The organism is Bacillus sp. Xin1, assembly GCF_013314535.1.
Classification (GTDB): Bacteria; Bacillota; Bacilli; order Bacillales; family Bacillaceae_G; genus Bacillus_A.
This window is the reverse complement of sequence record NZ_JABUAE010000003.1, coordinates 46287-59333: the sequence shown is the minus strand read 5'-3', so window position 1 is coordinate 59333 and position 13047 is coordinate 46287. Positions and strand designations below refer to the sequence as shown.

General features: G+C 35.9%; 13 protein-coding genes and 2 pseudogenes. 2 read left to right on the top strand and 13 right to left on the bottom strand.

Going from position 1 to position 13047, the window contains the following annotated elements; genetic code table 11:
• Positions 1-59 precede the first annotated feature (59 nt).
• Positions 60-560: pseudogene (locus tag HRG09_RS05530) on the bottom strand (TIGR00366 family protein); the annotation flags it as partial.
• A gap of 306 nt (positions 561-866) precedes the next feature.
• Between HRG09_RS05530 and HRG09_RS05525 the strand changes: the two are divergent.
• Positions 867-1877 carry a D-alanyl-D-alanine carboxypeptidase family protein gene (locus HRG09_RS05525; protein WP_174099747.1) on the top strand — a complete coding sequence of 337 codons (1011 nt, stop codon included), beginning with the start codon at positions 867-869 and terminating at the stop codon, positions 1875-1877.
• A 58-nt stretch (positions 1878-1935) separates the two neighbouring features.
• Here the strand turns inward: HRG09_RS05525 and HRG09_RS05520 are convergent, their stop codons facing one another.
• From HRG09_RS05520 to HRG09_RS05505, 4 genes and pseudogenes are all read right to left on the bottom strand, one after another.
• The gene (locus HRG09_RS05520) at positions 1936-2697 is read right to left on the bottom strand and encodes a glycosyltransferase (protein WP_174099746.1); all 762 of its coding nucleotides are present in this window, start codon (positions 2695-2697) and stop codon (positions 1936-1938) included.
• 249 nt (positions 2698-2946) lie between these two features.
• A pseudogene (locus tag HRG09_RS05515) lies at positions 2947-3477 on the bottom strand (AAA family ATPase).
• 24 nt (positions 3478-3501) lie between these two features.
• Entirely contained in the window at positions 3502-3987 is a 486-nt protein-coding gene (locus HRG09_RS05510) for a DinB family protein (protein WP_174099745.1), read from the bottom strand.
• Between the two features lie 235 nt (positions 3988-4222).
• Entirely contained in the window at positions 4223-4843 is a 621-nt protein-coding gene (locus tag HRG09_RS05505; RefSeq protein ID WP_254610029.1) for a flavin reductase family protein, read from the bottom strand.
• Between the two features lie 95 nt (positions 4844-4938).
• On the opposite strand from HRG09_RS05505, the gene HRG09_RS05500 reads away from it, so the two are divergent.
• Positions 4939-5619 (top strand): ArsR/SmtB family transcription factor, encoded by a 681-nt coding sequence (locus HRG09_RS05500; RefSeq protein ID WP_174099744.1) that lies wholly within the window; start codon positions 4939-4941, stop codon positions 5617-5619.
• A gap of 60 nt (positions 5620-5679) precedes the next feature.
• Here the strand turns inward: HRG09_RS05500 and HRG09_RS28740 are convergent, their stop codons facing one another.
• The 8 genes from HRG09_RS28740 to HRG09_RS05465 form a co-directional block, all read right to left on the bottom strand.
• Complete coding sequence (locus tag HRG09_RS28740; protein WP_254610028.1) at positions 5680-5853, bottom strand: hypothetical protein; 174 nt, start codon at positions 5851-5853, stop codon at positions 5680-5682.
• Positions 5854-5870: 17 nt separating this feature from the next.
• Positions 5871-6014, bottom strand: coding sequence for a hypothetical protein (locus HRG09_RS28735; protein WP_241817044.1), 144 nt, complete (start codon positions 6012-6014; stop codon positions 5871-5873).
• A gap of 180 nt (positions 6015-6194) precedes the next feature.
• Positions 6195-8135: an AMP-binding protein gene (locus HRG09_RS05490; protein WP_174099742.1), complete on the bottom strand. Its 1941-nt coding sequence runs from the start codon at positions 8133-8135 to the stop codon at positions 6195-6197.
• 48 nt (positions 8136-8183) lie between these two features.
• The gene (locus tag HRG09_RS05485; RefSeq protein WP_174099741.1) at positions 8184-9725 is read right to left on the bottom strand and encodes an acyl-CoA carboxylase subunit beta; all 1542 of its coding nucleotides are present in this window, start codon (positions 9723-9725) and stop codon (positions 8184-8186) included.
• 2 nt (positions 9726-9727) lie between these two features.
• Complete coding sequence (locus HRG09_RS05480; RefSeq protein WP_174099740.1) at positions 9728-10516, bottom strand: enoyl-CoA hydratase; 789 nt, start codon at positions 10514-10516, stop codon at positions 9728-9730.
• Positions 10517-10520: 4 nt separating this feature from the next.
• A complete protein-coding gene (locus HRG09_RS05475) occupies positions 10521-11432 on the bottom strand; it encodes a hydroxymethylglutaryl-CoA lyase (protein WP_174099739.1) in 912 nt (303 codons plus the stop codon).
• 22 nt (positions 11433-11454) lie between these two features.
• Positions 11455-11670 carry an acetyl-CoA carboxylase biotin carboxyl carrier protein subunit gene (locus HRG09_RS05470; protein WP_174099738.1) on the bottom strand — a complete coding sequence of 72 codons (216 nt, stop codon included), beginning with the start codon at positions 11668-11670 and terminating at the stop codon, positions 11455-11457.
• A 27-nt stretch (positions 11671-11697) separates the two neighbouring features.
• Entirely contained in the window at positions 11698-13035 is a 1338-nt protein-coding gene (locus HRG09_RS05465; RefSeq protein WP_174099737.1) for an acetyl-CoA carboxylase biotin carboxylase subunit, read from the bottom strand.
• Between the last annotated feature and the right edge of the window lie 12 nt (positions 13036-13047).

The following is a 13047-nucleotide window of genomic DNA, read 5'->3' as shown; positions in this document are numbered from 1 at the left end:
TTTCATTTTAAGGGTATTTCAAGACCTTAACTTGATAGCGATGCGTATTCCTATTAAAGCTAATATACAAATAACATCAATAAACTTGTAACAATCCCGACCCAAATGCAGAGGATGAAACAATAGCCCATGATATCTTTAATTTTTAACCCTAGCACTCCTAATAGAGGTAGTGCCCAGAACGGCTGAATCAGATTTGTCCATGCGTCCCCCCATCCTACCACCATAGCGATAGTCGCTGGATCTACACCTAGCTTCAACCCTGCTGGGACCTGCAGTGGCCCTTGCAAAGCCCATTGCCCTCCGCCAGATGGAGCCAATAAGTTCACCAATCCCGCTGACCAATATGTAAAAATATCAAATGTATCCTTTGACGCAATGGATGCCATCCATTCGATGATAGAGCTTCCCAATCCTGAACTTCCTAAAACAGCAATAATTTCTGCATAAAACGGAAACTGTAGGATAATTGGAGAAATGGATTGCGCGGATTCTTTGAATCCTTGTGCAAAATTACCAAGAGAACCATGTAGCAGTAAACCGAGTGACAAGAATATGATTAACATTCCACAAAAGAAAATGAAATCCTTTTACATATGCAAATTCTTCCTCCACTCGACTTAAGGAGACTTTTCATCTCTAGCTGCTATTTCTATCCCATAATTTACTTCTATTCTTGTCTGCTAATGCCAAACCTTCTTAGTATTTAAATATGAATGAAAGTACACTCCCTCCCTGATTATGACCATAATTATCCAATCTTTATATTTTTCTTATAATTCTTTAGAAATTCTTTAACTTTTCTTTCCTCCTAATTAACTATTAATTTTTAAACTAGTAATATCGATATACAAGGAGGATCGTTTATGCAACATTTCAAGAAATTGATGCTTCTTATCTTGTCTTTTCTTATTACTGCAATTCTTGTTTTTTACTTTTATTTCTATGTAAATGGACCTTCAATCCAAGCGCAATCAGCTATTTTAATAGATGCAAAATCAGGGGAAATTGTATATAAAAAAAATGAAGACACCTCTTTTCCTTCAGCGAGTTTATCAAAAATGATGACCGAGTATATTGTACTAGATCAAATACATAAAGGAACACTAAAGTGGGATGATCATGTAAAAATAAGTAATCATTCGATTCAAACAGAAGGAGATAAAATTGATATAACGACTAAAGATCAAATAACAGTTCGTGATTTGTTTCATGCAATGGTTCTTGCATCTGATAATAGTGCAGCCGTATCTTTAGCAGAACATATTTCAAAAAGGGAACAAGAATTTACGAATTTAATGAATGAAAAAGCGACACAATTGGGATTATCTAATAACACTTATTTTGCAAGTGCAACCGGCATAATGAATAAGCAAGAAGAATCTAAAATAACCGCCTTAGATGCCTCAAAACTAGCCCAGCATTTAATAACAGATTATCCTATGATATTGGAAATCGCCCAATTAACCTCTTATCAATTTACCTTCAAAGATATACATGTTTTCAATACAAATAAAATGTTGTATTCACTTGATAACAATGTGAAATTTAAAGGAGTTGATGGTTTACAAACTAGCTTTTCAAATACTACTGGATATAGTTTTGCTAGTACAGCCAAACAAGGAAACAAAAGATTCATCTCCATTGTAATGAAAGCAAATGGAGAAAATAGCGCATTTATCGAAACGAAAAAACTATTTACTTATGGTTCTGAGCCTACTCACCTTCCTTCTCTGCAATCTGTTAAGGATTATATAAAATCCTGGATATCCATGCCTCAGTTTAAAAATCTATTTTTACAAACAATAACAATTTTTCTCGTTATCTCCATTTCACTATTTATAAATATACGAAAAAAAGATTCCGAGAATTTTTAATTTCACAGGCTCTTTTACATAAAAACCGACTTGTGTTTTCAAAACAAGTCGGTTTATCTTATTTCTCTTTCTCATAATATAGCTCATCTGCATATTTTTGATTTGTTCCTTTTAAATACGCAAAAATAATTTGAGGTCTCTTTATTAATGCCCAATCACCATGTTCATCAAATTTTCGACAAGAAGTTGTCATATACGCTTTCTTGATCGTAGTGAATTTTTTCCCACACGTTTTACCATATTTTTTTAAACGCATTGCAAATTCTGCATCCTCGGCCATCAACATCTTTTCGTTAAAGCCACCAATTGCATCAAAATCTTTTCTATAACACCAAAACATCCCGACAGATACGAGCCCATATTTAAAAATAAGCGGAATAATTAATAATAATCCTGATACGATAATTCCTAAAGAAATACGTTCGAACTTTCCTCTTACGCCTCCACCTATATACTTTCCACTTATTAAGTGTCCTTCTATTTCACTCAACATATTCTCACTCATTTGGCTATCTGCATCTATTGTAACAATAATTTCTCCTCTAGCTATTTTTGCACCAGCATTTCTAATTTTAGAAAGGTTTTTGTTTTCATCTTGCACTGTTATGCAATGATATGACTGTGCAATTTCTTCTGTTCGATCACTACAGCGATTTAGCACAACAATAACTTCGACCTGATTTTTATAAATGTTTGATGCGGCCACAATAGAATCCAGACACCTACCAATATAATTTTCTTCATTGTGTGCAGGGACTATAATAGAAAATTTAATGTCTTGTTCATTATCTCCCCCTACAAAACAACTACCCCTATCCATATCACATCTCTCCCAATACAATTTTTATATTTAGGTATTGCTTTTACTATAGAACAGATTTCTGTATTCACATTGAATTATAATCACTCATGAGTACAATCTTTCTACTTTTTCATACAAAAAACACCGGAATTTATGATTTATGCCTAACGACTCAGTGTTTTTTGTCTTCTGACACCCCCCACTGATTAAAGTGATACTTTAATCAGTGGGGGTCTTACTGCCCCCGTTAATGCTGGATAAAATAGTTTAATACAAAATTTGTATCCCTATTTTTGATAACTCAATTTCTGTATTATCTTTTAAAATAAATAACTTATCCTCATGTTGTTTCAACATATGTAAAATCTCTTTTTATAATTTTTTACAAAATCATTGGTCCACTTAAACATTTTCATAAACATTTCAAATGTAGGTGTATAGTTAGCCTTTTCTAGATTAAGCAACTGCAACATAAATCTTTTTATTATTCTGGCTTTCCTCTTTGCTACACTGACATCTAAAAATATAATTAAATCTGCTTTTTGAAAGCTTTGCGATACCCATTTATGATGAGCACCTTCAATAATCCAAGCGTTTGAATGTACAATATTATAAAGTTGTTCATCTCTTTCCTGAGGTGTATTTCTTACATCTCCATTTTTTGGTCCTTCTCCAAACAACATTATCTAGCTCATAATAAGGAATATTTAATTGAGCAGACAATTCTCTTGCTAATGTTGTTTTTCCACTTCCAACAGGACCAATGATATGAATTTTACTAGGTATAATACTTTTCAAGACAACCACCACTTTATAAATTTTTTACAAAATGGCTTTCCCTATTTGCTCCATTAAACCTCTTCTAATTAAATTTGCTGAAACAGGCTGAAGATTCAACTCTCTTGCCCAAATAGATAATTGACCAATATGATGGATTTCATGTGCAATTACATGACGTACTATCTCACCATATTTAAACGTTTCATCAGTCCATGAAGCTGTTAATATTTTATTCTCTAAATTACTTGACCATGCTTGCAAAAAAGATTCCATTTCATTTTTAAAAGAATCTGAAAGTTCCTTCACTTTTTTAAGTGATTGATAGTCTTGAAATTGCAGATCCAAATCATCTTCTCCTTGAAGAGCACGTATCCAGCTATATTCTACATCTACAATATGAAACAAAGTTTCCAAAATACTCCCTACACCTCCAACACGTTTACAGAGTAGATCATCTTCCGAAAGCTGCTTACACCATTCAAACCATTGCTCTCTAACTTGCCAGTTATATAGAAATAAAGTTTTCAATCAACTTCTCTCCTTTTTTATATGATATAGTACCCATTTAACAGCCCCTATCACATATTCAGACCTATCCATTTAAATATAATGACCACTATTGGGTACAATAACCAACTTATAGTTATTCGATGATTGCAATAATTATCCTTGCATTTGTAACCACTTTATTTGAACTTTATGAGAATAAAGTGCTTTTTTCCAGCAGCCACTATAACAAGTGAAAATACGAAAACTTGTATTATTAACTTTCTGCTCGATAATTCCTTCCTAGCGCTTCTCCTATTGAAAAATAATGTCTAAAATTATAAAATAACGGACTCCATTTTTGTGGATTGATATGATTTTCTCTTTCTATAATCTCTTCATGCGCATGAACACAAATGACTTCTGTTTCAACAATTGCAAAGAAAGGATCATATTCAGGAATTCGAATATCCTTTACCTTTGCTTCAATTTGTAGTGGACATTCTTGAATACGCTGCGGCTTTACGAATTGTGAATCACATGGTGTAAAACCAGCTATTGTAAATTTATCTTTTTGATATGTAAATCCCATTTCTTGTTTATAAACCGGAACTTTCTCTACCCCTGTATAAGGCGCAATTTTTTCTACTTGCTCCCACTGCATTGAAGAAGGTAAATTAATAACACACTCTCTGTTTTTTTCAAGATTCTCAATTGATTTCCCTCCAAGTCCAACACCTAAAATAATATAGTTCCCTAAAGCCCAAGAAGAAGACATTGGACTTATATTTGTTGTTCCATCTTCATTTAATGTTGATAATAAATAAATTGGCATTCCGTAATATAAAATTTTTGGTTTAATTTCTTTACAGGAACCTTGTTGAAATGTGAAACCCATAAAATCACTCCTATTCTTATTACTCCATTTACATTGTAAAACACAAATAATTCCATTATCATCGAAATATAGACGTAAAATAAGGAGTGATGCAAATGAATGTAAATGTAGCAAAAATAGCTTCTCTTATTAGTGATACATCACGAGCAACAATTCTAGTCCAACTTTTGGATGGTCGTCCACATCCAGCTACTGAATTAGCACATACCGCGAAAATCCAACCACAAACAGCCAGTTTTCATCTTCAAAAACTATATGAAGCACAGATTATAGATGTTGAAAAACATGGAAGACACCGTTATTACAAAATAGCAAATCATCAAATAGCAGAATCACTGGAAAAAATACTATATTTAACTCCTCCAGAACCAATTCAATCCTTTAAACAATCAAGGGAGTCTAAAGAAATTCAATATGCCAGAACTTGCTATGACCATTTAGCAGGAAAATTAGGTGTTGAAATTACAAATTCACTTTTAAATAACAACATATTAATTAAAGAAGATTTGCAATTTAAAGTAACGAAGAATGGACAAGAATTTTTTGAGAGTTTTGGTATTGATTTAGACTCGTTATATAAAAAAAGAAGGTTTTTTTCAAAATGTTGCTTAGATTGGAGTGAAAGGCAACATCATATAGCGGGATCTTTAGGGAACGCGGTTTTGGAGCAAATGTTACATGAAAATTGGATTGCTAGAGCCGAATACTCAAGAGCAATACACATTACTCCATTAGGAAAGAGAAAAATATATGAGACTTTTTCAATACATATGTAATGTCTGGTGCTCATTACAAATTAATAAAAGGCTGCCCTAAACAGAGCAGCCTTTTATCAACTAAATCGCACTTGGTCTTGAGAACGACTCAATTTCGCAAACCGAAACTGTTGTCCGTGTAGTAGTTGCAGCAGCAACAACATCAACAGTGTCACATGATACAGCCGCAACAGTACCAGTCACTATAGCACCACTTTTAGTAGTAATTGTTACGACTACCCCTGTACCTATCAAAGCTCTTAGTCTCTTAACTAGACCTGTTGTGCAACAACAATCGCATTTTTCATTTTGATCCTTTTTGCACTTTTTAAATTCTTTCCAGCAATCATCATCATGATCATCCCAGCATTTAGAATGTCTTTTTGAATCGCTACACTTAGAATATTTTTTTTCATACCAACCTTCACGACAACTCATAATTTCACCCCTTTATCCTTTTACTATAAATTATGTAAAAAGAAATAAAGTGATAGAGACAAACACATAGATACAAGAAAACAAACAACTGTCCTATACTTTTTTTAAAATAGAGACAATAAAAAATGAGCTCTTTATAAAGAACTCATTTTTTATTATTATATTTGTTTAGCTTTTAATCCCTGAATAAATGTAACAACCTCTGGATTTACTAAAGAAGATAAATCACCCAATTCCTTGCCTAAATACGCCGCTTTAATTACTCGTCTCATCACTTTTGAATTGCGCGTTTTCGGCAAATCTTCTACAACATGAATATCTTTTGGACATAGCGCCTTTCCAATATGTGAATTCACTAAATTCATCAACTCTTTTTTGAGTTCCGTTGTAAATATTGTCCCTTCTCGTAAAACAACGAAACAGTGACAAACCTCGCCTTTCACTTTATCTGGTACACCTATTGCTGCTGCTTCGATTACATCATGGTGTTTTACAATAATCGATTCATATTCAGCTGGTCCGATACGCTTCCCAGCAATATTTAATGTATCATCAGAACGTCCTGTAATGATATATTGCTCTCCATCATAGATTACCCAGTCACCATGTACCCATTTATCCCCAAAACGTGACCAATACGTATTGACATAACGTTCGTCATCTTCCCAGAAGCTTTTCGTCATTCCAACCCATGGTTTTTCTAAACATAATTCTCCAACTTCATCACGAATTGGGCTACCTTGTTCATCTAATACAACCGCTGCCATTCCAGGTAAAGGTGCATTAAAACTAATCGGTGCAATTGGTTTAACTAGGACATTTCCAAATATTCCACCAGAAATTTCGGTTCCACCTGAATAGTTACAAATTGGTACTTTCCCTTTTCCAACTGTTTCAAAAAGCCACATCCAAGGATCTGGATTCCAAGGTTCACCCGTTGATGCGAATACTTCTAAACTTTCTAGAGAATGTTTCTTTACATATTCATCACCTTTTGCCATCAATGCTCGAATTAATGTCGGTGAAATCCCAAGATGAGTAATTTGATATCGATCAACAGTTTCCCATAATCGATCTGCTTCTGGGTAATCTGGAACACCTTCGTACATGACCATTGTTGCCCCATTAATAAGAGAGCCAAATAATAAAAACGGTCCCATCATCCAGCCCATATCAGTCACCCACAATACACGGTCGCCTTGCTGAATGTTCATACCAAACCCTGCATCAAATGCCGATTTCAGAGGAAATCCAGCATGCGTGTGTACCGTTCCTTTTGGTTTACCAGTTGTCCCAGATGTATAAATGAGCATAAGCGGGTCATCACTTTTCATTTCCTCAGCATGCGTAAATGGTTTTTCTTTTTCTAAAACACTCCATGAAACATCATAATTGTGGGGTATAAAATCATTTCCAGCATGACGAACAATAACAACCTTTTCAACAGATGGACAATGTTCACACGCTTTATCGACCTCATCTTTTAAAGAAACAATTTTACCGCGGCGTGAGAATCCATCCGCTGTAATAATCATTTTTGAGCCTGCTGCTTGTACACGCGTCATAACTGCATCAGCTGCAAACCCAGAAAAAATCGGAGAAATAATCGCACCTATTTTCATTACTGCCAGCATGGCAACAACGGTCTCTGGAATCATTGGCATGTAAATTGTTACGCGATCACCTTTCTCAATGCCCATATGCTTCAATCCATTGGCAACACGACTTACCCAGTTATCGAGCTCTTCATATGTAAATGATTTTGTTGTGCCATCTTCTCCTTCGTACATGAGGGCAGGTTGTTGTTTTGTCTCTTCATCTGCAAGCCAACGAGATAATACAGATTCTACTACATTGCATGTCCCATCCTTATACCACTGTGCAAACGGTGTGCCGTTTGCTAAATCTAATACTTCTGTATATGGCTTCATCCATTGATAACCAACTGCACGTTCTGCTTCCCCCCAGAACCATGCAGTTTCTTCAATTGACTTATCATAAAATGCTTCATAATCTTCATAACCAAGCGATTTCATCCACTCGTATAAACGTGTTTTGTCTTTATATTCTTCTGTTGGAAACCAAACGGCTTGCTTCAATGTTTTCCCCTCCTCATTTTTCGAACAAGAAAGCCCTAAATAGGGCTTTTATACTGGATAAACTGGATGTTTTCGATCTGTAAACACTTGATATTTACTCATGTACATGTCAAAGCGTTTCTTTAGCTCTTCACGTAAATCATTCGGATGAACAATACCATCAATTACCATTTCAGATGCTAGACGGTAAATATCAATATCTTGTTTATACTCTTCACGTTTTTCTGCAATAAAGCTCGCACGTTCTTCTTCTGGTAACGCTGCAATTTTGTTTGCATATACAGCATTAACGGCAGCTTCAGGTCCCATTACAGCAATAGAAGCCGTCGGCAACGCAAGACAGCAATCAGGTTCGAACGCTGGGCCTGCCATTGCATATAGACCAGCACCATATGCTTTACGAACAACGATTGAAATTTTCGGTACTGTCGCTTCACTCATTGCAGAAATCATTTTCGCACCGTGACGAATAATACCGGCTCTCTCAACTTTCGTTCCAATCATAAATCCAGGTACATCAGCAAGGAATAATAATGGAATATGATACGCATCACATAAATTAATAAACTTCGCTGCTTTATCGGCAGAATCGTGGAATAATACGCCACCTTTCATGCGTGGTTGGTTTGCAACAATACCAATAGGTTTCCCATCGATTCGTCCTAACCCTGTAATAAGTTCTTGTGCAAATAATTTTTTCACTTCAAAGAAAGAACCTTCATCGATAATACGATTAATAAGATCTTTCATATTAAAAGGTGCATTTTGATTTTCTGGGATGATTTGTTCTAACGTTTTTTCGAATTGCTTTGGTTCTTGAGGTGTTACCTTAGGAGCATTTTCTTTGTAATTACTTGGGAAGTAAGAAATATACTGTCTTGCCTGAACGATTGCATCTTCTTCTGTCTTACATAAAACATCGCCGCATCCTGATACGGAGCAATGCATACGAGCGCCGCCCATTTCCTCTAGTGTTACTTTTTCACCAATAACCATCTCAGCCATACGCGGTGAGCCTAAATACATAGAAGCATTTCCTTCCACCATCATGACAACGTCACAGAAAGCAGGAATATACGCACCTCCAGCTGCTGATGGACCAAATAGTAAACAAATTTGCGGCACCTTACCTGATAGCTTCACTTGGTTATAAAAAATGCGTCCTGCGCCGCGGCGGCCTGGGAACATTTCAACTTGGTCAGTAATACGCGCACCTGCAGAATCAACAAGATAAAAAAGTGGCACACGTAATTTTTCTGCTGTCTCCTGGATACGTAAAATCTTTTCAACAGTACGAGAACCCCAAGATCCTGCCTTAACTGTTGAATCATTTGCCATAACACATACTGTACGACCATGTATTTTTCCTGTTGCCGTTACAACACCATCCGCTGGTAAACCTGTTTGCTCACAATTTGCAAATAATGCATCCTCTACATATTCACCGTTATCAAATAGAAGAGCTAAGCGATCTCGAACAAAGATTTTTCCTTTTGCTTTATTTTGCTCATGATATTTCGGCGCTCCGCCTTGTTTAATTGTTTCAACACGTTCTGCAAATGAATTCGATTGTTGTTTTTGTTCTAGCACATTTACTCCCCCTTATAGATTGGTTCACGTTTTTCCTTAAATGCTTGTAGTCCTTCCAATCGATCTTTCGTATGAATTACACCTTCATACGCTTGTTTTTCCATTTGTAATCCAGTATGCAAATCTACTTGTATACCATTTGAGATTGCTTGTTTTGCTAATCGAACTGCAATTGGACCGTTACTAGCAATGTGTTCTGCTATTTCAATTGCTTTTTCTTCTAGTAAGTTCGCTGGTACAACGAACTCGACCATTCCATATTCCTTTGCTTCATGCGCTGAAATACGTCTCGCCGAATAAATTAATTCCTTTGCTCTGCCGACACCAATTAATCTTGGCAGACGCTGCGTACCACCAGCTCCTGGGATAATAGCTAAAGATGTTTCAGTAAGTCCAAGACTTGCTGTTTCTGCTGCAATTCTAAAATCACACGCTAAACTTAATTCGGTACCACCACCAAGTGCAATTCCATTTATTGCAGCAATAACAGGTTGTGATAATTGCTCGACCATATCCATTGTAGAACGAATCATTCCAACTGCATGACGTACTTGCTCCTCATTCATATTGGCACGTTCTTTTAAATCAGCTCCGGCACAAAATGCTTTTTCACCAGCCCCCGTTAAAATAATGACACGAACATCAGTCTCTTCATTTAAATCGCTTAATGTAGACTGCAATTCTTCTAATAATGCAAGAGATAACGAGTTTGCTTGTCGCTGACGATTTAATGTTATTTTTACGATATGCGGTGTTACATAATCTACTGAAATGTTTTGTAATTGTAGCATTTTATCACCTACTTATTGTTTTATGTTGCAATGCTTTATACACATGACTTGGCAATTGAATATTTAACTTACTTTGAATAAATTGACTAGCCTTTAATAGCTTTTCTTCATTTATATTTGTTTGTACGCCCATTTTATGGAGCATATGTACTAAATCATCAGTCGCGACATTTCCTGATGCTCCTGGTGCATAAGGACAACCGCCAAGACCGCCACAAGAACTATCAAATGTCGTAACACCGTATTCCAATGACTGAACGACATTTGCAAGTGCCATCCCATACGTATTATGAAAATGCATCGCAAATTGAGAAGAATCATATTTTTTAAGTAAACGTTCTAATACACGCTCTACTTGTAATGGATTTGCTACACCAATCGTATCTCCAAGAGAAACTTCATAAATACCGTATGAAAAGAGTTGATTACATAGTTCATCTACAGCATCAATGCTCACATCTCCTTCATAAGGACAACCAAAAACGGTAGAAACGTAACCTCTTACTCTTTTCCCTGCGAACTGTGCTTGTTTTGTAATATCTTGCACGACAGATAATGCTTCTTTAATGGACTTATTGATATTGCTTTTATTATGTGACTCACTTGCTGATAAAAAAACATTCACCTCATCTACATTTTGCAAAAGAGCTCGTTCCAAACCATTTTGATTTGGAACAAGCGCAGCATATGTAACATCTGAATTCCGCTTTAACTCTGCAAATACATCACCCGCATCAGCTAAAGCAGGAACCCATTTCGGGTGAACGAAAGAGGAAACTTCAATATATGATAATCCAGCTTCTGAAAGTAATTGAATCCATTTCACTTTATCTTTTGTGCCAACAATTTTCTTTTCATTTTGCAAACCATCACGTGGTCCCACTTCTTTAATGACAGCAAAAGTAGGTAGCTTCAATACATTTCACCCCTTCTTCTCCCTATTCAATCTCTACCAATACATCTCCTTCATTTACAAAATCGCCCTCTTGCACATTAATTTTCATGACTGTGCCAGCTTCTTCTGAAACGATTGGAATTTCCATTTTCATAGATTCCAAAATGACGACATCCTGTTCTTCTTCTACTGCATCTCCTACTCCCACAACAATTTTCCAAACATTACCTGCCATCGATGCATACACTTTTGTCATCATTTTTTCCCCCTTTAATATTCATGAACCTTATTTTTTTACAAGTTGTTTTGTTACAAAACCTGTTGTATAAATACCACTTTGGAAGACTTCATCTTCTAGCACTTGGAGTAGCATGGATGTATTTGTCTTAATACCTTCTACTTTCAAGTTTTGAAGTGCATCCTGTAATTTTTCAATTGCTTCTTCACGCGTTTCACCATGAGCAATCACTTTTGCAATCATCGGATCGTAAAAAGGTGTGATTGTCACATTATTTTCTAAAAAGTGATCAATACGCACTGTTTCTGGTAACGCTAGGTCAGTAATCTTCCCAGGTGATGGGAAAAATGTTTTTGGATCTTCCGCATAAATACGCGCTTCAATGGCATGACCAATACGTTTTATATCCTCCTGTGTAAAGGAGAGTTTTTCACCAGATGCAATGAGTAATTGTTGTTCTACAAGGTCTAGTCCAGTAATTTCTTCTGTGACAGGATGCTCTACTTGTAATCTCGTATTCATCTCTAAGAAATAGAAGTTTTTCTGATCATCCACAAGAAATTCAACAGTACCTGCATTTGTATAGCCAAGAGCTTTTGCTGCTTGTACAGCAACTTCTCCCATTGCTTTACGTGTCTCTTCATCTAAAAATGGAGACGGTGCTTCTTCAATAACCTTTTGATTTCGGCGTTGTACAGAGCACTCTCGTTCCCATAAGTACACTGTATTTCCATGAGTATCAGCTAAAAGCTGAATTTCGATATGATGTGCGTCTGCAATATATCGTTCTAAGTACATTTCACCATTACCAAAGAAGTTTTGCGCACGTGTTTTATTACTCTCGAATGCTTTGGTGAGCGTTTGCTCAGTTTCCATCAACTGCATTCCAATGCCTCCGCCGCCCGCGGATGCCTTCAACATTAATGGATAACCAATTTGTTTTGCGATTTCAATTGCTTCTTCAGCAGTTTCAATATTTGTTGTAATACCTGGTACAACTGGAACATTTGCTTCTTGCATTGCCAAACGTGATTCAATTTTGCTTCCCATCTTAGCAATAATTTCTTCAGAAGGACCAATAAATACAATTCCTTCTTCTTTACAGCGAATCGCGAAAGAAGGATTTTCTGATAATAATCCATATCCTGGATGAATCGCTTCCGCATTTGTTTTCTTAGCAATTTCAATTATCTTTTCAAGATTTAAATAACTCTCTTGAACACGCGGGCCACCAACTAAATAAGCCTCATTTGCTAGTTTTACATGAAGTGCATTTTCATCTGCCTCGGAATAAATAGCAACTGTGCGAATACCAAGCTTTTGACAAGTTTTCATAATTCGAACTGCAATTTCTCCACGATTAGCAATTAATATTTTTTGAAACATAGTGAATCCTCC